This is a genomic window from Microvirga sp., assembly GCF_014699075.1.
Lineage (GTDB): Bacteria > Pseudomonadota > Alphaproteobacteria > Rhizobiales > Beijerinckiaceae > Microvirga.
This window is the reverse complement of sequence record NZ_JACXAB010000004.1, coordinates 260,265-282,805: the sequence shown is the minus strand read 5'-3', so window position 1 is coordinate 282,805 and position 22,541 is coordinate 260,265. Positions and strand designations below refer to the sequence as shown.

Here is a 22,541-nt window from a genome sequence, read left to right as displayed (position 1 = left end):
GTATCGGAACGTCAGCCGTCAGATGGAGCGGCGGCGAAGCGAGACAGCCAGGCTGAAGAGCAACGCTCCTGCCGCCATGGCGACCAGGATCGTCCATGCTGTCCAAAGCGACGTAGAGGATGATCCCGGCGTGAGCGCCGACGAATAAGCCTGGATCGACCACGCGTTCGGCGTCCACCATCCGGCCTCCTGCAGCCAGGGCGGCAGGAAGAAGCGCGGAACCATGCTGCCGCCGGCAGCAGACAGGATGAGCACCACGAAGGTGGACAGCACCTGCGCCTGCTGACGGGAGGAGCAGATCACGCACAGGCTCAGGGCAAGGCCGGACGTCGCCGCGGCGACCGCAAGGGTCGTGGTGAGCCATGGACCAAAGGAGGCGATGAAATCCACCCCGTAGAGAATGTAGGCCGCCATAAAGACCAGGGCCGCTTGCACGCTCCCCTGCGCGACGAGGAACAGGAACTTGCCTAAGATGATCGTCGCGATGGCTCCAGGTCCTGCCAGCAGGCGATCATAGACGCCCAGGCGCCGCTCCTCGATGAGCCCGACGGCGCCCTGCACGGCTGCCAGAAGGAGGAACATCACCGCGACGGCGCCGGCATAGTAGGATACAGCCCAACCGGCATTCTGCGGCAGGGCAGATTCGCTAGCGACCAGACCCGCGTCCCGCATGCGCGGATCGTTGCGTGTCGCGTCCGCCTTTTCCTTGAAGGTCTCGTCGATCCAGATTCTCTGCTCGGACGTAATTCCGCCGATGGCTTCCAGATCGGCCAGCACCTGGGCGAACGCGACGTCCGGCATGTGGACTGCCAGAAGCCGCTGCAGGTGGCCTGCCATGATGGCACCGGCAATCGCCCGCGCCTCGTGGGTGACGAGGAGGACGGGAGCGCCGGCGCTGCGTTCATTGAGATCGGTCCTGAGGATGAGCCCCAGATCGACCGCGCCGTCCTTCACCAAGCCGCGCACGCTCTCGGCCGAGGCATCGTCACTGTGGGTGACGCGCAAGGTCGGCTCCCGCCGGAGCACCTGGACCAGTTGCGCGGTCGTCGGAGTTCGCGCCAGATCGGCGATACCCACATGAAGCCGGAGCTGGTCGCCACCGGCGGATGAGAAGATCGCCGCAAAAATCACGAAGATCAGCGGCGGCAGCACGAACGCCATGGCGAGCGCGCCACGATCCCTGAGCAAGGTCAGGAACATGACCCGAGCGGCCGGAAAGATCATGAGCGTGTGCCTTCCACATGAGCCAGAACATGTTCCAGCCCCGGCTCGCGAAGGCGGATCTCGTGCAGATCGATGCCATGCCGCCGCAGCGCAGCCGGCAGAGCCCCGAACCCTTCAACACCTGCTGACCATGAGGTCCATTCAAGCGGGTTGGCTGTCGGCGCCAGCCCCAATCGTTCGAGAGCGCTCTTCACGGTGTCGCCTGGCTCCCGGCTCAAGGTCACGACCACCTCGCGTCTGTCGCCGAACATGCGGCGGAGAATGTCGCCGACAGGCCCCTCCTCGGTCATGCGGCCGGATGCGAGAATGCCGATCCGATCAGCCAGGACCCTGGCCTCGTCGAGGTCGTGAGTCGTGAGCAGGATGGACGCGCCGTCATCCCGCAACTGCCTCAGGGCCCTGTGAAGGGACAGCCGGGCATCCACATCGACGCCGACGCTCGGCTCGTCCAGAAGGAGAAGCCTGGGCCGCGTCAGCAGGGCTGCGGCGATGTTGGCCCGGCGTTTGTAGCCGCCGGAAAGATGATCGATCAGGTCGCTTTGTCGGCCCTCCACCTGAACCAACGCCATCGCCTCCGCGACCCGCGTGGGAATCTCGCGCTTCGGCAGCCCCGCCATTCCGGCCATGATCTCAAGGTTTTCCCGAACTGTCAGGCGCGGATAGAGTGCGATCTCCTGCGGAACCAGGCTCATCAGCCGGCGAGGCGCAGCCTCCCTGCCGGGATTGCCTCCGAACACCCGCACCTCGCCGGATGTCGGCTGGAGTTGGCCCGTCATGAGCCGCATCAGGGTGGTCTTTCCCGTCCCGTTGCGTCCCAGCAGCGCGAAGATCTCGCCCTGGTTCAGGGACAGGTTCAAACCCTGCAGAACCTCACGCGCGCCCAAGCAAACATGAACCTGGCTCAAAACCGCAATCGCCGGTTCCGTATGTGCGGGCGCCGGCTTGGGCATCGTCGACAGGTTCTGACGCGCAGGAATGGCTGTCTCCTCGAGAGAAGTCGGCAGTGGCCGCCTCACGTCAGGAACCTAGCTCCGATTCCAGTTTCGGGAAGAGCGCGCGTTCATGTGATCCCCAGAGGAGCCGTGCGCTCTCGCATTCTTGAAGCCAAGCGCCAAGTTTGTCCTGGCCGGCCGCTCAAGGCGCGGCGCTCAACGAGGTGCACCATCCATGCTTCGATCGACGATTGGAATGATCGCTGTTCTCATGCTGACGGGCGCGGCGGAGGCAGCTCCGCTGACCGTTCAGGTGGAGGGCGCCATTCCGGGCCAGGGCTCCATTCTGGTCGGCATCTGCTCGGGATCCCTCGATTTCGGCTCCTGCCGGTATAGCCAGACTGTGCAGCCCCCGGCGGCGGAGTTTCAGGTCGCCTTCCCTGATGTTCCTGACGGATCCTACGCCATCGCCGTCTTCCAGGACACGAACGGCAACAACAACCTCGACCGCGACCAAAGAGGGCTGCCCCTGGAGCCCTATGGCTTCAGCAACGGAACGGGCCGCACGGCCCCGCCTTCGTTCGAGGCTGCCCGCATCATTGTCACGGGTCCGACCCTCGCAAAGGTCCGGATTGCCCGCTCGCCTTTGGCGCGCTGAACCTTCCTCGCGAGAGGCAAGAATCTCAAATTTTTGAAGAGATCAGAGCAAGGCAAAGGGGCCTAAACTCTTGAATTAATGGTCGGAGCGAGAGGATTTGAACCTCCGACCCCTAGTCCCCCAGACTAGTGCGCTAACCGGGCTGCGCTACGCTCCGACTGCCGAAAGGCTTGGATGCTCTAACTTTTTAGGAGCGGTAGCGCAACCCTGAAATTCATCTGCCGGACAGAAAGGGCTTGCCCGTCGCCGAGCGGTTCATCGGGCCATGTTCTTGCGGGGCGCTTTCTGCCCTTCAGCCCCTTTCAGATCACGTCACTCTTCAGCCGGTGCCGATCCAGCCCCTCCCCGTCCTGATGGAGTGCCGTCGGAATCCAAGCCCTCTGGGCTGCTTGCCCACCGAGCCTGAGCGGCACCGAGGCCGCACCGGTCGGATCGAAGCCTGCCGATAGCAGCAGGGAGTAGATGCCTCCCTACACCCTGCTGTCTTCCCAAAGGCTTGGATGATCAGATCGCCTCAATCCAAAAGTCTGTTGAGGACATTTTCCGGCCTGCTCCGATCTTCACGAATGGAATAGCTTCCTTTGAACCTGTTCCATCGGCATCATAGTAGATCGTGCCGTTCTTGGGATTATAGATGATACGATCATTGCTATCGTGAGCCTTGATGCCTTGCCAGAAGGCACTGGGTTTCATCCATGTGCTGGCTTTTCCGACCCCTGCAAACGCGTACTTTGAAAGCACAATCGAATCGTAGTTTCTGTTGTAATCCGTGATTATGTCCGTCGATGTCTTCGACAGCGCTGAGTTTCCGAAGAAGAAACCATCGTATCCGTCGCCGCCTGTAAGCCTATCACGGCCTCGGCTGCCGGAAATGAAGTCATCCCCGGCCCCGCCGTAGATCCGGTCGTTACCCCCGTTACCCCAAAGATCGTTGTCAAGCTCGTTGCCATAGATTGTATCAGGCCCGGCTGTGCCTAATGCGACCGTGGTACCTTGAGCATAGATGATAGCCATCCCTAATCCTCATTTGTCCGTCAGTACAAAGCCCCACTGGTTTATCTCGCGCCAGGCTCAAGCCTGATTCTGTGAGACAGGTTTACGTAATTACATTGTACATGAGCTAAAGCTGTGCGGCACCGCACGGGACTGTGAACTGCGGTTCCCGATCCAGCCAACCGCTGCGCTGAAACCTTCCCGCGGCCATGACGTTCGCATCGCAACGGCGGCCCAGAGTCGAGCGTCATCTTCGGCGTGTCGCGGCCGAGCCGGTATGTTCAGCAGGAGAGATTTATGGATCGTCGTGCGCTCCTCGGCGGCTTGGCCGCCGCGCTTATCGTTGCCCCTGCCCTCGCTCAGACCAGCGGGTCTTCATCTACCATGCCGACAGGTTCGTCGGGCAGCATGCCGATGAACCGCGCGGGCGGTCAGATGAGCCAAGCCGACATGCAGCACATGCAGCAGACCATGCAACTCGGCATGGTGGCTCTGGAATCGAGCCGCATGGCCATGAACAAGATTCGCAATGGCGACCTCAAGCGCTTCGCCAACTTCGAGGTACAGGAGCAGACCACCCTGTCGGAAGTCCTGCGCTCCATGATGGACCCTGGAGCAACCGCCGCAACGGGATCGGCGAGCAGCCAGTCGGCTCAGCCTGCCATGCAGATGGACGCCAGCGCCCGTGACATGATGCAGAAGATGCAGAACCAGCAGGCCGGGCCTGAGTTCGACAAGATGTACCTGGAAGCGCAGCTCCAGGGCCACCGCGACCTGCTGCAGGTCCAGGAGCGCTATCTGCAGGCCAACCCGCAGAACCGCGAGCATATGAACGTCGCCAAGATGGCCCGCGGGCATATCCGCGAGCACATCGCCATGCTCGAAGAGATGCAGAAGACCGTCCGCTAAGGCGCTAGAAAAAACCCGCTCCAGTGAAGGCTGGAGCGGGTTCAAGTCTCAGGAGCAATCCTTGGAGGGATCCTGTCCAACCCCTCGGAAAACGGATTGTTTCATGCAACGGGTGCGGCGTTCGACCCCATCGCCCAATCAGGCCCGTCACCTTCGCCAGACCGGTGAACTTCTTCAGAGCACCATTCGTTCTCATGCTGCCGCCTTGGCGAGAGATGGAACGGTGCTGGCATGCAGAGCAGCCTTAAAGAACGGGAAAGGGTGCTGAGAGGAAGCCCGAGCACGTCTCCGGCCCAGCCGCCCGGCTTCACCTCCGTGCTGGAGAGGAACATCAATGCCCTGCGCCACAAGCGCCAGGAGGAAGAAAGAAAGGCCAGTCTTCAGGATCGGATTGCCCAGACAATTACCCGCTTCACAGGCAGCATGGCGTTCGTCTACGTGCACCTTGCCCTGGTCGCCGGGTGGGTTGCCGCTAATCTTGGAATCATCCCCGGTGCGCCGGTCTTCGATCCGACTTTCGTGATCCTTGCGACCTTTGCGTCCGTGGAGGCGATCTTTCTCTCCACCTTCGTCCTGATCAGCCAGAACCGTGCAGCCGCAGAAGCGGACCGTCGCTCGGAGCTGGATCTTCAGACCAACCTTCTCTCAGAGCATGAGATCACCCGACTTCTGACCCTCACACGCGCCATCGCCGAGCATCTGGGCATCCAGGAAGCCAATGACCCTAGCTTGGAAGAACTGGAGCGGCATGTTGCGCCGGAAAAGGTGCTCGACCGGCTGACGCAGGACGGCGAGAACAGCTCGTCGTGACGAGGCGCCTTGAGGAGATCAGGCCTTCATTAGGGGAAATGGTGGGCGGTGAGGGGTTCGAACCCCCGACCTGCGGTGTGTAAAACCGATGCTCTACCAGCTGAGCTAACCGCCCGACAGGCCTGACATAAAAACAGAAGGCCAACAACGCAAGCGCTGTTGGCCCTCATCGCAACCAAACGCTGTCAAAAAGCGATTACTTCGCGTTGACGGCGTCCTTCAGGCCGGCGCCTGCGCGGAACTTGGGGGTCTTGGAAGCGGGAACCTTGACCTTTTCGCCGGTGCGCGGGTTGCGCGCCTCGCCGGCGGCGCGGTTGGTCACCACGAACGTGCCGAAACCGACGATCTTGACTTCGTCGCCCTGCTTCAGAGCGCCGGTGATCGCCTCGATGGCGGCGTCGATCGCATCACCAGCCTGGCCACGCGAAAGGCCCACCTTGTCGGCAACGGCCGCAACGAGCTCGCCTTTATTCATGTCTTATCCTCCAGTGATCACGGCAGCCGCAAAAGGAAATGGTCCACCGTTTCAGGGACCACCCGTTTGGCTCAAAGCTTATCCGTAAGCAACCCCGAAGTGGCTGAAATCAGGCGTTTTTCGGCACATTTTCCCAAAAAGAAGCCCCCGGACACGAGTCCGGGGGCTCCTGTCGTTACGTCAGGCAGAGGCTTTAGTGAGCCACGACCCCGGTCGAGTCGTCCTCGACTGCAGGCTTCGGATTCTTGAGAACCGAGGCCTCGTCCCATTCGATCCGCTCCGGCATGCGCACGAGGGCATGCTGGAGAACCTGATCCATCATGGAGACAGGCACGATCTCAAGCCCGTTCTTCACGCTTGCCGGGATGTCGGCCAAGTCCTTGGCGTTCTCCTCGGGGATCAGAACCTTCTTGATGCCTCCGCGCAGGGCCGCCAGGAGCTTCTCTTTCAGGCCGCCGATGGGCAGCACCCTGCCCCGCAACGTGACCTCACCCGTCATGGCGATATCGCGGCGAACCGGGATGCTCGTGATGACGGACACGATGGCGGTCGCCATGGCGATGCCGGCCGAGGGACCATCCTTGGGCGTCGCACCTTCCGGCACGTGCACGTGGATGTCACGACGGTCGAACATGGGCGGCTCGACGCCGAAATCGAGGGCCCGGGAGCGGACATAGGATGCCGCAGCCGAGATCGATTCCTTCATGACGTCACGCAGGTTGCCGGTGACGGTCATCTTGCCCTTGCCCGGCATCATGATGCCTTCGATGGTCAGCAACTCGCCGCCCACCTCGGTCCAGGCCAAGCCCGTGACGGCACCGACCATGTCCTCGGTCTCGGCCTCGCCGTAGCGATAGCGCGGGGGCCCGAGGAACTCCGGCAGGTTGTCGGTCGTCACCTCCACCGACTTGACCTTGGAGATCAGGATCTCCTTCACGGCCTTGCGGATGAGGTTGGCGATCTCACGCTCCAGGTTACGCACGCCGGCCTCGCGGGTGTAGCGGCGGATCAGCATGAGGAGAGCCTCGTCGCCGATCTTCCACTCCTTGTCCGCCAAGCCATGCTTCTTCATGGAGGACGGGATCAGGTGGGTGCGGGCAATCTCGGCCTTCTCCTCCTCGGTGTAACCCGCGATGCGGATCACTTCCATACGGTCGAGAAGCGGGCCGGGAATGTTGAGCGTATTGGCCGTCGTGACGAACATCACGTTGGACAGGTCGTAGTCGACCTCCAGGTAATGGTCGTTGAAGGTCGAGTTCTGCTCAGGGTCGAGAACCTCAAGCAGGGCTGCCGACGGGTCGCCGCGGAAGTCCATGCCCATCTTGTCGATTTCGTCGAGCAGGATGAGCGGGTTGGACGTCTTGGCCTTGCGCATCGACTGGACGATCTTGCCGGGCATCGAGCCGATATAGGTCCGGCGGTGGCCGCGGATCTCCGACTCGTCACGGACGCCGCCGAGCGACATGCGCACGAACTCACGGCCCGTGGCCTTGGCGATCGACTTGCCGAGGGAGGTCTTACCCACGCCGGGAGGGCCGACGAGGCAGAGGATCGGGCCCGTGAGCTTGTTGGCGCGCTGCTGCACGGCCAGGTACTCGACGATGCGCTCCTTGACCTTCTCGAGGCCGTAGTGATCCGCATCGAGCAGATCCTGGGCAGCCTTCAGGTCCTTCTTCATCTTCGAGCGGCGGTTCCACGGGATCCCGAGCAACCAGTCGAGATAGTTGCGCACGACGGTGGCTTCCGCCGACATAGGCGACATCTGGCGGAGCTTCTTGAGCTCGCCCATCGCCTTTTCGCGGGCTTCCTTCGTGAACTTGGTCTTCTCGATCTTCTCCTCGAGCTCGGCCAGCTCGTCGCGACCTTCGTCGTCGCCGAGCTCCTTCTGGATCGCCTTCATCTGCTCGTTGAGGTAGTACTCGCGCTGCGTCTTCTCCATCTGACGCTTCACGCGGGTGCGGATCCGCTTCTCGACCTGGAGAACCGAAATCTCGCTCTCCATCATGCCGAGCACCTTCTCCAGGCGCTGGGCAACGGTCGGGGTCTCGAGGATGGCCTGCTTGTCGGCGATCTTGATGGCGAGGTGCGAAGCGATGGTGTCGGCGAGCTTGGCCGGCTCGTCGATCTGGGTCACCGCGGTCACAACCTCGGGCGACACTTTCTTGTTGAGCTTCACGTAGTTCTCGAACTCGGACACCACGGAGCGGGCCAGCGCCTCGGCCTCCACCTGGTCACCGAGCGCATCGGGCAGAGCCTCGGCCTCGGCCTCGTAATATTCGTCCGTGCGGGTATAGGTCTTCACCTTGGCCCGGCTCGCGCCCTCAACCAGCACCTTCACGGTGCCGTCGGGCAGCTTCAGGAGCTGAAGCACATTGGCCAGGGTTCCGACCTTGTAGATCGCATCCGTTGCCGGATCGTCATCCGTTGCATCGATCTGGGTCGCCAGAAGGATGTGACGGTCTCCCTTGACCACCTCCTCAAGCGCGCGGATCGACTTTTCGCGGCCGACGAAGAGCGGCACGATCATATGCGGAAAGACAACAATGTCGCGCAGAGGCAGAACCGCATAGGTTCCGGTCGAGCCTGGAACAACAGGCTGACGTGGCTTCGATTGTGTCATGAGACGACTTCCTTTTCACTGCGTCCGGGGATCCCCTCACATGAGCTGGACCTCAGACGGATAACCGGAATGCTCAGGCTCTTGTTATGGGCTGCATCCGGTACGCCGGGCCCTCCCTCGGGCGATGAGCAGACAACTCCGGCGCAAGAGATAATGTGGCGTTGCGGACCTATCCTTTCAAGAAGATCGCCCGCAACGGTTGGGTTCATAGGGAGCCCCTGAGCCCGGCTTTAAGCGCTGGCGCTGGCGGCCTGATCGTTGCGCTCGCCGTGGATGAAGAGCGGCTTGGCCTTGCCCTCCACCACCTCGGGCCCGATCACCACCTGCTCGACGGAGTCGAGGCCCGGGAGGTCGTACATGGTCTCCAGCAGGATGCCTTCCATGATGGACCGCAGGCCGCGGGCGCCTGTTTTACGCTCGATCGCCTTCTTGGCGATGAGGGTCAGGGCCTCGTCCTGGAACGTCAGCTGGACGTTCTCCATCTCGAAGAGGCGCTGGTACTGCTTCACCAGGGCGTTCTTCGGCTCCTGCAGAATGGTCTTCAGGGCGTCGATGTCGAGGTCCTCCAGGGTCGCCAGGACCGGCAGACGGCCGACGAACTCGGGGATCAGGCCGAACTTCAGCAGATCCTCGGGCTCCACCTCGCGGAAGATCTCGCCCGTCCGGCGGTCATCCGGCGAGCTCACGGAAGCCGCGAAGCCGATGGACGTACCCTTGCCGCGGCTGGCGATGATCCGCTCGAGACCCGCGAAGGCGCCGCCGCAGATGAACAGGATGTTCGTGGTGTCCACCTGCAGGAACTCCTGCTGCGGGTGCTTGCGGCCGCCCTGGGGAGGCACGGAGGCGACGGTGCCTTCCATGATCTTCAGGAGCGCCTGCTGCACGCCCTCGCCCGATACGTCGCGGGTAATCGAGGGGTTGTCCGACTTGCGGGAGATCTTGTCGATCTCGTCGATATAGACGATGCCGCGCTGTGCCCGCTCGACATTGTAGTCGGAGGCCTGGAGCAGCTTGAGGATGATGTTCTCCACGTCCTCGCCGACGTAGCCCGCCTCGGTCAGGGTCGTGGCGTCCGCCATGGTGAACGGCACGTCCAGGATCCGGGCCAGGGTCTGAGCCAGCAGGGTCTTGCCCGAGCCGGTGGGACCGATCAGCAGGATGTTCGACTTGGCCAATTCGACGTCGTTGTGCTTCGTCGCATGGGCCAGGCGCTTATAATGGTTGTGGACCGCTACCGAGAGCACCTTCTTGGCGTGCTCCTGGCCGATCACGTAATCGTCCAGAACGCGGCTGATTTCCTTCGGGGTCGGAACCCCGTCGCGGGACTTCACGAGAGACGACTTCGACTCTTCGCGGATGATGTCCATGCAGAGCTCGACGCATTCATCGCAGATGAAAACCGTCGGGCCAGCGATCAGCTTGCGAACCTCATGCTGGCTCTTGCCGCAAAAGGAGCAGTACAGCGTGCTCTTGGAGTCGTTGCCGCCAGCCTTGGTCATTATCACATCTCCAATCCGCACCGGGACGGCCCTTCCGGCCCGATACTTCTTCTAAGTTTATGAGCGACGGACCTAACGAAAGGTTCCGTCGCTAAGAATTGAACGATCAAATCGCTATGTGCTCCGAATCCATATGCAATCACGCGCAGAGCACGGGATCAATAGAAACGGAATTGCCCGCCAAAAAGACGCACCCTGGAGGAATTTGTCCCCAGGTTTTAAGGATTAGGCCGGAGTGGCTGCCGGCTCAGGGCGCTTGGCGATCACCTGGTCGATCAGGCCGAACTCCCGGGCAGCCTCGGCGGTCATGAAGTTGTCGCGCTCCAGAGCCCGCTCGATGGCCTCGTAGGGCTGGCTGGTGTGCTGGACGTAGATTTCGTTCAGCCGGCGCTTCAGAGCCTCGCTCTCGCGGGCGTGGATCATGATGTCCGTGACCTGGCCCTGGTAGCCGCCGGACGGCTGGTGGACCATGATCCGGGCGTTCGGGAGCGCAAAGCGCATGCCCTTTTCGCCGGCCGTCAGCAGGAGGGAGCCCATGGAGGCTGCCTGACCGACGCACAGCGTCGAGACGGGGCAGCGGATGAACTGCATGGTGTCGTAGATCGACAGGCCCGAGGTCACCACGCCGCCGGGCGAGTTGATATAGAAGGAGATTTCCTTCTTCGGGTTCTCGGCCTCGAGGAACAGAAGCTGCGCCACGATCAGCGAGGCCGAGTAGTCTTCGACTGGGCCCGTGAGGAAGATAATCCGTTCGCGCAGAAGGCGCGAATAGATGTCGAATGCCCGCTCGCCGCGGTTCGACTGCTCAACCACCATCGGGACGAGCGTATTGTTTAAGAGCGCTACCGGATCTCTCATTGTCTCACTGCTCCAGTTCGGCCGCGCAGATTCGCGGCCGTCCAATTCATGCAAGCAACGAGACGCTTAAGGGAGCGTTACTCGCCCTTGCCGGATTTCTCTCCGTCTTCGTCCTCGTCGCTGAAGAGCGCGTCCTTGGAGACGGTCTCTTCGTTCACCTTCACCTGGGACAGGATCTGGTCGACGACTTTCTCTTCGAACAGAGGAGCCCGGATTTCAGCTAGGGCCTGCGGGTTCTTTTGGTAGAACTCCCAAACCTGGCGCTCCTGGCCGGGGTACTGACGGACCCGCTCGATGAGGGCCTGAGTCACCTCATCGTCGGAGATCTTGATATCGGACTTCTCACCGATCTGTGCAAGGACCAACCCGAGGCGCACGCGACGCTCGGCGATCTTGCGGTACTCGGCCTTGGCCTCGTCCTCGGTGGTGTCCTCATCCTCGAAGGTGCGGTTGTTCGACTTCATGTCGCCCATGACCTGCGACCACACGGCCGTGAACTCCTGCTCGACCAGGGTCGGCGGCAGCTCGAAGCTGTACCTGGCATCCAGGGCGTCCAGGAGGTCCTTCTTGACCTTGCGGCGGGACTGGGTGTCGAAGTCGCGCTTGATGGCGTCGCGGATCGCTTCCTTGAGCTTGTCCAGGGACTCCATGCCGAAGCCCTTGGCCATCTCGTCGTCGATCTTCAGCTCGCCGGGAGCCTCGACTTCCTTCACGGTCACGTCGAACTCGGCATCCTTGCCGGCCAGGTGAGCGGCCATGTAGTTCGTCGGGAAGGTGACCTTCACGAGCTTGGTGTCGCCTGCCTTGAGGCCGACGAGCTGGTCCTCGAAGCCCGGGATGAAGGTGTTGGAGCCGAGCTCGACCCGGATATCCTGGCCGTTGCCGCCCTCGAACTCGGTGCCGTCGATGCGGCCCACGAAGTCCACGACCACGCGGTCGCCGGACACCGCCTCACCGTCCTTCGTCTCGAAGGAGCGGTTCTGCTTGGCCATGCGCTCGAGCGATTCGTTGACCTCGGCGTCGGTGATCTCGGCCACCGGCTTCGTGACGGCAACGTCGGACAGGTCGGCCAGCTCGAAGTCCGGCAGGACCTCGAGGGCAACCGTGAAGGCCAGATCGCCCTTTGCGTCCATGGCCTTCTCGACCTCGTCCTGGCTCTCGGGGAACTGGACCTGGGGCTCGTTCGCGAGCTTCAGGCTGTTGTCCTCGACGATCTTGCGGTTCGCCTCATTGACGGCGTTCTGCAGCACGTCGGCCATGACGGAACGGCCATAGACCTTGCGCAGGTGACCCACCGGCACCTTGCCGGGGCGGAAACCGTTGAGCCGGACCCGGTCCTTCAGGGTCGACAATTCGCTGTTCAGGCGCTCTTCCAACTCGGTGGCCGGGAGCACGACCTTGAACTCTCGCTTCAAGCCTTGGGACAGTGTTTCCGTCACCTGCATGGTACTATTCGCCTTCATCCACTCGAAAAGAATTTCAAATCCAGGCTCCGGCCGATGCGGCGCATGCCATCACCTGAGCCGCTCGGAGCCTCCGGATCCAACCCTGACGGGATTGGTGCGGGCGGAGGGACTCGAACCCCCACAACTTGCGTCGCTGGAACCTAAATCCAGTGCGTCTACCAATTCCGCCACGCCCGCGCGGGAGCAGCGCGCGCGAACGCGCCCCTCTTCCGGGACGCGGCTCTATAGCATGCTTGAGAATGTGTGCATCAAAAAAGTTCGTGTGCGGCCAATTGGCAACCAAACTTGGCCGTTCACGTTCAACGCTGTACCCATACCTGCACCCTCAAGCCCTTGCGAGCCTCCTGCATGATCACCCGCCGCGCCCTCACCGCCGGCCTCGCCACCTCCCTGATTGGCTTGCCCCGGATGGGATGGACCCAGGACGCGGGCTCCTCCGTCCAGGAATTCACCGCACGGCCGGACAAGCTGCGGCTTCGGCCGGATGCGGCGAGCGATGTCGAGGCGTGGACCTTCAACGGCTCCCTCGCCCCTGTCGTGCGGGTCAAGCAAGGCGCTGAGCTGCGCCTCAAGCTGCGGAACGAGACCGCCCTGCCCCTGTCCCTGCACTTTCACGGGGTTCGCGGCCCGAACGCCATGGACGGCGTCGGCGGACTGACCCAGGAGCCGGTGGCGCCCGGCCAGACCTACGACTACCGCCTCACTCCGCCGGATGCAGGCACCTTCCTGATCCGCCCTTGCGTGCCCGGCGGCAGCGCAGAGCCCCAGGAGCGCGGGCTGTCGGGCCTGTTGATCGTAGAGGAGGCCAACCCTCCGCAGGTCGATCAGGATCTTGCTCTATTGATCGACGACTGGGGCCTGAACGACGATGGCTTGTTGGCACCTTTCGATAAGTCTGGAGAAGCCGCTCCCGCCGGCCGGCTCGGGAGCTGGCTCAGCCTGAACGGCAAGCCGACGCCGCAGCGGATCGAAGCCCCTCCCGGCGGGCGGCTCCGGCTTCGGCTCGCGAATGCCTGCAACGCCCGCGCCATGCGCCTGCGCTTCGATGGGCTGAAGGCCTATGTGATTGCCGCCGATGGGCAGCCGACCAGCACCTTCGAGCCCCTGCGCGCCTCCCTGCCCTTTGCGCCCGGCACCCGTTATGAGCTGCTCGTGGATCTTGCCTCAGACGCGGGCATGACGGGCGCCGTGACGGCCATGCTCGGCAACGGCCTGCCTCTCATTGAAATCGCGACCGCCGGCGAGAAGCGCCCGGCCCTGCCAGCCATCGCTCCGCTGCCGGCGAATACGAAGCTGCCGGAGACGATCAAGCTGCAGAATGCCACCCGCAAGGATGTGGTGATCAAGGGCGACCCGAAGGCGCCAAACGTTCCATGGACCATCAATGGAGCCGCCGGACAGCCGAACGGCGCTCCTCTCGTCAAGGTGAAACGCGGCACGCCCGTCGTGCTCACGCTGACGAACCAGACCGCGTTCATGCAGCCGCTCCATCTCCATGGCCACAGCGTCAGACTTCTCCATGCCCTTGACGACGGTTGGGAGCCCTATTGGCTGGACACGATCCAGGTGCCGGAAAACAAGACCACGCGCATCGCCTTCGTGGCCGATAACCCCGGCAAGTGGCTCCTGGCCTCGACCGCGCTGGAGCGGTTCGATGCGGGCTTGTGGACTTGGATCGAGGTTACCTGAGCAGGCCCTGCAGCACCGCCGGCACCAGCTCTGCCAAGTCCTCAGCGATCAGCCCCGGTCCGAAGCTCGCCCCGGCCTCGGCATGGATCCACACCCCGGCGCAGGCCGCCTCGAATGCGGGCACGCCCTGAGCCATCAAGCCGGCAATCAGGCCGCAGAGCGTATCGCCCGACCCGGCCGTTGCCAGATACGGTGTGCCGTTCTCGTTGATCGCCGCGCGGCCATCCGGCGCGGCAATGACGGTGTCAGCCCCCTTGAGAACCACCACCGCGCCCGTATACGCAGCGGCGCGCCGCACACGCTCGATTTTCGATGCATGATCAACGAGATCCGGGTGTCCTTTGAACAACCGGCTGAACTCGCCGTCATGGGGCGTGAGCACGGTCGGCGCATGCCTGAAGGCGCCGTGCAGCTCGGAGGCGAGTCCTTCAAAGGAGGTCAGTGCGTCGGCATCCAGCACGAGGCTGCGCCTGGCGTGGACCGCCACGGCGACCATGGCGCGGGTACCCGCATGAATGCCGAGCGCCGGCCCCAGCACCAAGGCGTTGAAGCGCGGGTCCTGCAGGATCGTGTTGAGGCCCTCCGGTCCATCGCAGCCCCGTAGCATGACGGCTGTGAGATGGGCTGCGTTGACTCCAAGGGCCTCCGGCGGCGAGACCACGGTCACGAGGCCGGAGCCGACCCTAAGGGCCGCTCGCGCGGCGAGCCGGGCTGCACCAGTCCGGGTTGCGCCGCCGGAGGCGACCAGGGTGTGGCCCCGCTCGTATTTGTGGGACGAGAGCCCGGGCCTGGGCAGCACGTGATTCCAGAGGTCTGGGATATTGGCGAACAGATTGCCGCCCTTGGCTACCAGTGTGTTGCGGCTGATCCCGATATCCGCCACCTCTACCGGGCCGCAATAGGCCCGGCCGGGCATGAGCAGATGGCAAGGCTTGCGGGCCGCGAATGTGACGGTCCGGGTGGCTTTGACGGCCACGCCCCGCACCGCCCCGGTATCGCCGTCAATGCCCGAAGGCAGATCCACCGCGAGAATCGGGCGCTCCGAAGCGTTCATGCGCTCCACGCCGAGCCGGGCGGCGCCCTCCAGATCGCGTGCGAGACCTGTGCCGAACAGGGCGTCGACGATGAGGTCCGCATCATCGAGGGAGAGATCCTCGATCCGCCCTACCTCACCCGTCCAATCCCTGGCAGCCTCGGCAGCATCGCCGGTCAGCCGGTCGGGGGCGCCCAGAAGACCAAGGCTCACCTGGTAGCCGCGCTCGGACAGAAGGGCTGCCGCGATGAAGCCGTCACCGCCATTCTGGCCGGGCCCGGCCGCCACGACGATCCTGGCACCCGGAGAGGCTAATTTTTCGGCACCGTCGGCCACGGCGCGCCCGGCGCGTCGCATGAGCTCGATCCCTGGAATCCCGCCCGCGATGGTCTCCAGATCGGCCAGCTTCATCTGCGAGGGGGTGAGAATGAGTTCGGAAGCTGTCATGGGAGCAAAATGGACCCGTTTTTCAGGATTTGGCGAGGTTTTCCGCAACTGCACAAAGTTTGAGCAGAAGATGCTCAGCAAGGCAGCAGAACGGCCGATTTTGAATCGACGAGACCATGGAAGGCTCCTCCCGGCTGGTGCTAAAAGCAGCAAAACCTTGAACGAGAACGGTTGAACGGGATGAAGAAGATCGAAGCCATCATCAAGCCTTTCAAGCTCGATGAAGTCAAAGAAGCTCTCCAGGAAGTGGGCCTCCAGGGCATCACCGTGATCGAGGCCAAGGGTTTTGGCCGTCAGAAGGGCCACACCGAACTGTACCGCGGCGCGGAATACGTCGTGGACTTCCTGCCGAAGGTGAAGCTCGAGATCGTTCTCAACGACGATATGGCGGACGCCGCCATCGAGGCCATCCGCAAGGCAGCCCAGACCGGCCGCATCGGCGACGGCAAGATTTTCGTTTCGACGGTCGAAGAGGCCGTTCGTATCCGCACGGGCGAGACCGGATCCGACGCGATCTAAGCTCGCTTTCTTAAAGCCAAGGCCTGACGGCCAAGGACGATTCTCAAGGGCAGAAGAGGACCAAACGACCATGCAGACCGCCAAGGATGTGCTCAAGGCGATCAAGGACAACGACGTTCAGTACGTCGATTTCCGTTTCACGGACCCGCGCGGCAAGTGGCAGCACGTGACTTTCGACGTGTCGATGGTCGACGAGGACATGTTCGCCGACGGCATCATGTTCGACGGCTCGTCCATCGCCGGCTGGAAGGCGATCAACGAGTCCGACATGACCCTCATGCCCGACCCGACGACGGCCCAGATGGATCCGTTCTTCGCGGCTTCCACCATGGCGATCAACTGCGACATCCTCGAGCCCGCCACCGGCGAACCCTACAACCGAGACCCGCGCGGCATCGCCAAGAAGGCCGAGGCCTATCTGAAGTCCACGGGCATCGCCGACACCGTCTATGTCGGCCCCGAGGCCGAGTTCTTCATCTTCGACGACGTGAAGTTCATGGCCGATCCCTACAACACCGGCTTCAAGCTCGATTCCGCCGAGCTGCCGACCAACGGTGATACGCCTTATGAGGGCGGCAACCTCGGGCACCGCATTCCCACCAAGGGCGGCTACTTCCCGGTTCCGCCGCTTGACTCGGCTCAGGACATGCGCGGCGAGATGCTGGCGGCCATGAAGGCTATGGGCGTCACCGTCGAGAAGCACCACCACGAGGTGGCTTCCGCCCAGCACGAGCTCGGCACGAAGTTCAACACCCTCGTGAAGACCGCCGACGAGATGCAGATCTACAAGTACTGCATCCACAATGTCGCCCAGTCCTACGGCAAGACCGCGACCTTCATGCCGAAGCCGGTCTATGGCGACAACGGCTCGGGCATGCACGTCCACCAGTCCCTCTGGAAGGGCGGCAAGCCGCTGTTCGCCGGCAACAAGTATGCCGACCTGTCCCAGGAATGCCTGTGGTACATCGGCGGCATCATCAAGCACGCCAAGGCGCTCAACGCCTTCACCAACCCCTCGACGAACTCCTACAAGCGTCTCGTTCCGGGCTACGAGGCTCCGGTGCTGCTGGCCTACTCGGCCCGCAACCGCTCGGCCTCCTGCCGCATTCCGTGGACGACGTCGCCGAAGGCCAAGCGCGTCGAGATCCGCTTCCCCGATCCGACCGCCAATCCATACCTCGCTTTTGCTGCGATCATGATGGCCGGTCTCGACGGCATCCTGAACAAGATCGATCCGGGCCCGGCCATGGACAAGGACCTCTACGATCTGCCTCCGCGCGAGCTGAAGAAGATCCCGACGGTCTGCGGTAGCTTGCGCGAGGCGCTGGCCAGCGTCGACAAGGACCGTGGGTTCCTGAAGGCCGGCGGCGTGTTCAACGACGACTTCATCGACAGCTACATCGAGCTGAAGATGGCCGAGGTTGCTCGCTTCGAGATGACCCCGCACCCGGTCGAGTTCCAGATGTACTACTCCGTCTAAAGCATCGGACCCAAAAGTGGACTTGCACTTTTGGGATCCAATTCGATGCTTCCTGCTTGGGTGAGAGCATCGACCAGACGCTTATCCTCCCGGCTGCGGATCCGCAGCCTTCCTCCGCCGGAGCCTTTTGGCTCCGGCTTTTTTGTTCTGTCGCTGAAGCCTCTTCTGCGAGCTTCTGCCACTCTGGAAGAACGTTCTTCTCAAAAGAAAAGGCCCGGAGTGACCGGGCCTTTTCGATTGCCATGATGATAGTCTTAGTAGGATCCGAACTTGGAGCTCAAACCAGCGCGAATCGTGTGGAATTCGGTTTCCACGTCGTTCGACGTGCGGCCAGTGAAGACTGGTGTCAGATCGTGGCTGAGGTCGTCGAACTGGGAGTAGCGGTACTCAAGACGGGCCGTCAGGTTGTTGGTGAAGGCATATTCAACACCGGCGCCGAGAGTCCATCCCCATTCCGTGTCGTCGAAGCTGGCAGTGTCTCTGCCGCCTGTCGTCGTATCAAGGAATGCGTAGTCGGTTTCGAAGTTGGCGAAAGCCAATCCGCCGGTCGCATAGATCAAGGCACGGTCGAAAGCGAAACCGAGGCGAGCCCGCAGCGAGCCCTGCACGGTGATGTTGCTGTCGCCGATATTGGTCGATCCGGTTGTGGGGCTGATCCGACCAAAGGTGCCGTCGATACCGGTGCCTTCTACGTCGGCCTCAAGACCTGCAACGATCGAGCCGAATTGCACATTGTACCCGACATGCGCGCCGCCGACGAAGCCGTCAAAATCGCCGTCCTCGGTGAACGGGAGAACCCCTGTCGGGATCGTCATCGTACCTGAGCTGTCACCCCACGCGTAGCCGGCCTGCACACCGACATAGAACCCAGTCCAGGTGAACACCGGAACGGCAGCGACTGGAGCCGGAGCCATGCGGGATGGGAGGTCCGCCGCAACGGCACCAACGGTCAATCCAAGGAACGCAACTGAGGACAGAAGTACGTTTTTCATTGTCAGAATCCATTTAGGAAAGGCACCGCCGCTACTTCTACAACGGATTCCCTTCCTAGACTGTGATGTGCAAAACACAATTACGTTGCGTAAGATACTTCTGATCGAGTGAGCAGCTCCGACCAAGCTTCTGGTCTCACGAGATCCGGATCATTGCCGTGATAAGCAAACAAAAAGGCCCGGGGGTGACCCGGGCCTTTTCGTCGATCGCCGAAGCGATGGATCTTAGTAGGTGCCGAAGCGGAAGTTCAGGCCAGCGCGGATCACGCCGAACTCGTACTCATCGTCGAAGCCAACGATGTCGTTGTCGCCATCGAGGTTGACGTAGAGGCCTTCGATCTTAGCCGACAGGTTGTTGGTGAAGGCGTACTCCACACCACCACCCACGGTCCAGCCGGTGGCGTCGTCAGCGAAGGCGAAACCGCCGGTTGCGTAGATCAGAGCGCGGTCGAAGGCCACACCGGCGCGAGCACGAACCGTGCCGAACCAGTCGCTGTTGTCGAAGTCTTCGCCCAGGACGCCGTCGAAGTCGTCATCTTCGCCGCCGAAGTCAGCGTACTGGATGTCGCCTTCGAGACCGACCACGAACGAGCCGATCTGGTAGTTGTAGCCAGCCTGGGCGCCGCCGACGAAGCCGCCGTCGTCGTCGAGGTCGTAGGTGATGCCACCGATGGTGACTTCGTCATTGGCGTTCCAGCCGTAGCCGGCGTTCACACCGACGTAGAAGCCGGTCCAGGTGAAGATCGGAGCAGCGGCAATGATCGGAGCCGGAGCGCGACGGGAAGGAAGGTCAGCAGCGACAGCGCCGGTGGCGAGGCCGAGCAGAGCAACCGAAGAGAGGAGAATCTTTTTCATTTGTTTGGTCCATCTGTTGGAAGGATGTGGCACAGCTTCTAGCTCAAGCCTGACGCTCCGTCTGTCACTTTCCTGCCACAGTCGATACCCCAACGGCGAGTTTGCTCATTTCCCGGTTGTTCTGCCTGTGTATTTCACCTTGCCCAAGTGGCTTCGGACACGTCTCCGCTCAACACTGGAAGCGAAACAATCCTTTTTTATCAATGCCTTATCTTTGGGCGAAACTTGTCCGCTATATTAGGAAGCCGCAGTAACCAATCATTGACCATGATTGCGAAGAACCCCGCAAGGGATCTGCGGGATTGTGGTTAATCCTTGTTCAGCCACAAGCTGAGTGCCTGCGTGACGCGCTCGGGCTGCTCCAAAGTCGACAGATGCCCCGACTCAGGCACGATCACCAGGGAAGCCCACTCGATCATCTCGGCCATTTCCCGCGCAATCTCCGGCGGCGTGATGGAATCCCCCTCCCCGACAAGCACCAGAGTCGGGATTTCGATTCCTGGAAGGCTCGGACGCGAGTCGACGCGTGCCATGATCGCCCGCTGCTGGCGGATATAGGCCTCAGTTCCCGTTTCCCGCATCATGCCGAGCACGACGTCCTGCAGGTTCCGGTTAGCCTGGTGGCCGGGGTGCACAAGGCGGGGCCAGAGCTTGGAATGGATGTCCTCGAACTGCCCTGCCTGGGCCAGGACAATCAGCCTCTCACGATCCTGGCTCGCCTCCACTGAATCGGGCCGCGCGCTGGTGTCGAGCAGAGCCAGCCGCGAAACCCGCTCCGGTGCCTGTCGCATAACCTCGAGGGCGATGTACCCACCCATCGAGAGGCCGGCGACGGCAAAACGCTCGGGCCCTTCCCTTAAGATGCGGGCCGCGATGGCCGGGATCGAATCATCGCGGGTGTGATCCGCGACCAGGATCGCACGCTCAGATCCAAGCGCGGCCATCTGTGGTTCGAAAAGGCGGGAGGTGCAGGCCAGACCGGGAATCAAAACGAGCGTTTCGGCCATCAAATCTTCCTCAAGTGTTCCCCGGCAAGTTCGCCTGGATTGACAAGCGCATAGCTTCTCTTATGGTCCGGCCACTCCTCAACTTGAGCAAGAGCCTCAGGTGAAACCAGTTTCGCGCCTGTTTGTTGCCGTAGAGCGCGGCCGGCACTTCAAGAGCGCGCCCAGCCCAACGGTAATGAGAATTCATGTCCTTCGCCGAACTCGGACTTAGCGAGAAAGTTCAACAGGCCGTATCCAGCGCAGGCTATACGGAGCCGACGCCGATCCAGGCTCAGGCCATCCCCCATGTGCTCGCCCGAAAGGACGTGCTGGGCATTGCCCAGACCGGCACGGGCAAGACGGCCGCCTTCACCCTGCCGATGCTGACGCTGCTGGAAACCGGCCGCGCCCGGGCCCGCATGCCGCGCACGCTCATCCTCGAGCCGACGCGCGAGCTCGCTGCCCAGGTCGAGGATAATTTCGATAAGTACGGCATCAACCACAAGCTCTCCGTGGCCCTGCTGATCGGCGGCGTGTCCTTCGGCGACCAGGACGCCAAGATCACCCGCGGCGTCGATGTGCTGATCGCCACCCCCGGCCGCCTGCTCGACCATTTCGAGCGCGGCAAGCTCCTGCTCACCGGCGTCGAGCTCCTCGTCATCGACGAGGCCGACCGCATGCTCGACATGGGCTTCATCCCGGATATCGAGCGCATCGTGAAGCTCGTGCCCTTCACCCGGCAGACCCTGTTCTTCTCCGCCACCATGCCGCCGGAGATCCAGCGCCTGGCCGACGCCTTCCTGCACAATCCGGTCAAGGTGGAGGTGGCCCGCGCCGCCTCGACGGCCTCCACCATCACCCAGCGCCTCGTGTCGACGGGCCGCGAGGATTTTGAGAAGCGCGAGACGCTGCGCGAGCTGATCCGCAACGCCACGGACCTGCAGAACGCCATCGTGTTCTGCAACCGCAAGCGCGACGTAGCCGTCCTTCATCGCTCCCTGCAAAAGCATGGTTTCGCCGCAGCGGCCCTCCATGGCGACATGGATCAGCACGCCCGCATGGCGGCCCTCGACAGCTTCCGGACCGGCGAGATGCCGATCCTGGTCGCCAGCGACGTGGCGGCCCGCGGCCTGGACATCCCGGCCGTGAGCCATGTGTTCAACTACGACATCCCGCACCATGCCGAGGATTACGTTCACCGCATCGGCCGCACGGGCCGCGCCGGGCGTGCCGGCCAGTCCTTCACGCTGGTGGGTCCGGGCGATGAAAAATCCCTCGCGGCGATCGAGAAGCTGATCGGCCAGCCGGTCGAATGGCAGGGCCCGACCCTGGCCGAGCGTCCGCAATCCGAGGGCTCCTCCCGCCGTCGCGGCGGGCGTGGTGAGCGGGGCGAACGTGGTGAAGAGCGTTCACGCGGCCGCAAGGTCAAGGTACGGTCCTCAGGGCGATCCCAGGAGCCTGTTGAAGCGGCACGAGAAGAGGCTCCGGTCGCACGCCCGGTTCCGGCTCCCCGTGAGGAGCAGCCGAGTCGCGCGCCCCGCCGCGAGCGGGAACGGCCTGAGCGGAGCCGGAGTTCGGACCAGGGATATCAGGGCCGCTCCCGGCGCGAAGATGACGATGAGCGCGTCATCGGCCTCGGCGATCACGTCCCGGCTTTCCTCATGCGGCCGGTGACTGTCAAGAAGGTCAAGTAGCGGGCTCGGGAGCAGTCTTCCGGGTTTTCCCGGGAGCCTTCTTGGGAGCTTTTCTGGTCGAAGCCGTCTTGGCGCCCTTGCGGGCTTTGGCGCGCCGGGCTGCACTCAGGGCCACGGCCGCAAATTCCCGTGCCTCATCAGGATCGTCCAGGGCCGATTCCGGCATGAGCCAGTAGCTCGTGAGAGTCGTGCGGCCATCCTTCGTCTCAAAGGTGAAGGGCCGGGAGCCCAGCTCCTGGAAGGCTTTGACGCTCTCCTCATCCGCCTTGAGGTAAAGCTCGCCACCCGCCTCCAGGGCGAACATCAGCTCGTCCTGATAGATCCCCTTCCCGCCGAACATCCGTCGGATATGAACAGGACCGAAGCTGCGAAAGACGTCGCGGATAGCCTCGGCGTCCATAC

20 protein-coding genes and 3 tRNA genes are annotated in these 22,541 nt (G+C 62.6%); 7 read left to right on the top strand and 16 right to left on the bottom strand.

What is annotated here, in order from left to right:
* Positions 1 to 18: 18 nt before the first annotated feature.
* Both IC232_RS08880 and IC232_RS08875 read right to left on the bottom strand, forming a co-directional pair.
* Positions 19 to 1,224, bottom strand: coding sequence for an ABC transporter permease (locus IC232_RS08880; RefSeq protein ID WP_190844560.1), 1,206 nt, complete (start codon positions 1,222 to 1,224; stop codon positions 19 to 21).
* Complete coding sequence (locus IC232_RS08875) at positions 1,221 to 2,240, bottom strand: ABC transporter ATP-binding protein (protein ID WP_190844559.1); 1,020 nt, start codon at positions 2,238 to 2,240, stop codon at positions 1,221 to 1,223. Before IC232_RS08875 ends, IC232_RS08880 begins: the two co-directional genes overlap by 4 nt.
* A gap of 151 nt (positions 2,241 to 2,391) precedes the next feature.
* Between IC232_RS08875 and IC232_RS08870 the strand changes: the two genes are divergently transcribed.
* Complete coding sequence (locus tag IC232_RS08870) at positions 2,392 to 2,814, top strand: DUF2141 domain-containing protein (RefSeq protein ID WP_190844558.1); 423 nt, start codon at positions 2,392 to 2,394, stop codon at positions 2,812 to 2,814.
* A 79-nt stretch (positions 2,815 to 2,893) separates the two neighbouring features.
* On the opposite strand, the gene IC232_RS08865 is transcribed toward IC232_RS08870, so the two are convergent.
* A tRNA-Pro gene (locus IC232_RS08865) sits at positions 2,894 to 2,971 on the bottom strand.
* Positions 2,972 to 3,318: 347 nt separating this feature from the next.
* A complete protein-coding gene (locus tag IC232_RS08860; protein ID WP_190844557.1) occupies positions 3,319 to 3,828 on the bottom strand; it encodes a hypothetical protein in 510 nt (169 codons plus the stop codon).
* Between the two features lie 276 nt (positions 3,829 to 4,104).
* On the opposite strand from IC232_RS08860, the gene IC232_RS08855 reads away from it, so the two are divergent.
* Complete coding sequence (locus IC232_RS08855) at positions 4,105 to 4,716, top strand: DUF4142 domain-containing protein (protein ID WP_190844556.1); 612 nt, start codon at positions 4,105 to 4,107, stop codon at positions 4,714 to 4,716.
* Positions 4,717 to 4,947: 231 nt separating this feature from the next.
* Positions 4,948 to 5,526 carry a DUF1003 domain-containing protein gene (locus IC232_RS08850; RefSeq protein ID WP_190844555.1) on the top strand — a complete coding sequence of 193 codons (579 nt, stop codon included), beginning with the start codon at positions 4,948 to 4,950 and terminating at the stop codon, positions 5,524 to 5,526.
* Between the two features lie 39 nt (positions 5,527 to 5,565).
* Here the strand turns inward: IC232_RS08850 and IC232_RS08845 are convergent.
* From IC232_RS08845 to IC232_RS08815, 7 genes are all read right to left on the bottom strand, one after another.
* Positions 5,566 to 5,641: transfer RNA gene (locus IC232_RS08845), tRNA-Val, on the bottom strand.
* Positions 5,642 to 5,722: 81 nt separating this feature from the next.
* A complete protein-coding gene (locus tag IC232_RS08840) occupies positions 5,723 to 6,001 on the bottom strand; it encodes an HU family DNA-binding protein (RefSeq protein WP_036352717.1) in 279 nt (92 codons plus the stop codon).
* 193 nt (positions 6,002 to 6,194) lie between these two features.
* Entirely contained in the window at positions 6,195 to 8,621 is a 2,427-nt protein-coding gene (gene lon, locus IC232_RS08835; protein WP_190844554.1) for an endopeptidase La, read from the bottom strand.
* 230 nt (positions 8,622 to 8,851) lie between these two features.
* The gene (gene clpX / locus IC232_RS08830; protein WP_036352724.1) at positions 8,852 to 10,120 is read right to left on the bottom strand and encodes an ATP-dependent Clp protease ATP-binding subunit ClpX; all 1,269 of its coding nucleotides are present in this window, start codon (positions 10,118 to 10,120) and stop codon (positions 8,852 to 8,854) included.
* A gap of 225 nt (positions 10,121 to 10,345) precedes the next feature.
* On the bottom strand, positions 10,346 to 10,978 hold the full coding sequence (locus tag IC232_RS08825) for an ATP-dependent Clp protease proteolytic subunit (RefSeq protein WP_190844553.1): 633 nt from the start codon (positions 10,976 to 10,978) through the stop codon (positions 10,346 to 10,348).
* 77 nt (positions 10,979 to 11,055) lie between these two features.
* Entirely contained in the window at positions 11,056 to 12,423 is a 1,368-nt protein-coding gene (gene tig / locus IC232_RS08820; protein ID WP_190844706.1) for a trigger factor, read from the bottom strand.
* Positions 12,424 to 12,536: 113 nt separating this feature from the next.
* Positions 12,537 to 12,621: transfer RNA gene (locus IC232_RS08815), tRNA-Leu, on the bottom strand.
* A gap of 171 nt (positions 12,622 to 12,792) precedes the next feature.
* On the opposite strand from IC232_RS08815, the gene IC232_RS08810 reads away from it, so the two are divergent.
* Complete coding sequence (locus tag IC232_RS08810) at positions 12,793 to 14,133, top strand: multicopper oxidase family protein (protein ID WP_190844552.1); 1,341 nt, start codon at positions 12,793 to 12,795, stop codon at positions 14,131 to 14,133.
* On the opposite strand, the gene IC232_RS08805 is transcribed toward IC232_RS08810, so the two are convergent.
* Positions 14,126 to 15,613, bottom strand: coding sequence for an NAD(P)H-hydrate dehydratase (locus tag IC232_RS08805; protein ID WP_190844551.1), 1,488 nt, complete (start codon positions 15,611 to 15,613; stop codon positions 14,126 to 14,128). The genes IC232_RS08810 and IC232_RS08805 overlap by 8 nt on opposite strands.
* Positions 15,614 to 15,793: 180 nt before the next feature.
* Here IC232_RS08805 and IC232_RS08800 point away from each other — a divergent pair, with 180 nt between their 5' ends.
* Entirely contained in the window at positions 15,794 to 16,132 is a 339-nt protein-coding gene (locus tag IC232_RS08800; protein ID WP_036352735.1) for a P-II family nitrogen regulator, read from the top strand.
* A 70-nt stretch (positions 16,133 to 16,202) separates the two neighbouring features.
* Positions 16,203 to 17,612: a type I glutamate--ammonia ligase gene (gene glnA / locus IC232_RS08795; protein ID WP_190844550.1), complete on the top strand. Its 1,410-nt coding sequence runs from the start codon at positions 16,203 to 16,205 to the stop codon at positions 17,610 to 17,612.
* Between the two features lie 254 nt (positions 17,613 to 17,866).
* Here the strand turns inward: glnA and IC232_RS08790 are convergent, their stop codons facing one another.
* The 3 genes from IC232_RS08790 to IC232_RS08780 form a co-directional block, all read right to left on the bottom strand.
* Positions 17,867 to 18,604, bottom strand: coding sequence for an outer membrane protein (locus IC232_RS08790; protein ID WP_190844549.1), 738 nt, complete (start codon positions 18,602 to 18,604; stop codon positions 17,867 to 17,869).
* A 225-nt stretch (positions 18,605 to 18,829) separates the two neighbouring features.
* Positions 18,830 to 19,459: an outer membrane protein gene (locus tag IC232_RS08785; RefSeq protein ID WP_190844548.1), complete on the bottom strand. Its 630-nt coding sequence runs from the start codon at positions 19,457 to 19,459 to the stop codon at positions 18,830 to 18,832.
* 308 nt (positions 19,460 to 19,767) lie between these two features.
* Complete coding sequence (locus IC232_RS08780; RefSeq protein WP_190844547.1) at positions 19,768 to 20,466, bottom strand: alpha/beta fold hydrolase; 699 nt, start codon at positions 20,464 to 20,466, stop codon at positions 19,768 to 19,770.
* A gap of 185 nt (positions 20,467 to 20,651) precedes the next feature.
* On the opposite strand from IC232_RS08780, the gene IC232_RS08775 reads away from it, so the two are divergent.
* Positions 20,652 to 22,139 (top strand): DEAD/DEAH box helicase, encoded by a 1,488-nt coding sequence (locus tag IC232_RS08775; RefSeq protein ID WP_190844546.1) that lies wholly within the window; start codon positions 20,652 to 20,654, stop codon positions 22,137 to 22,139.
* Here IC232_RS08775 and IC232_RS08770 read toward each other — a convergent pair.
* Positions 22,132 to 22,539, bottom strand: coding sequence for a TfoX/Sxy family protein (locus IC232_RS08770; RefSeq protein ID WP_190844545.1), 408 nt, complete (start codon positions 22,537 to 22,539; stop codon positions 22,132 to 22,134). The two genes, IC232_RS08775 and IC232_RS08770, sit on opposite strands and share 8 nt — an antisense overlap.
* Positions 22,540 to 22,541 lie beyond the last annotated feature (2 nt).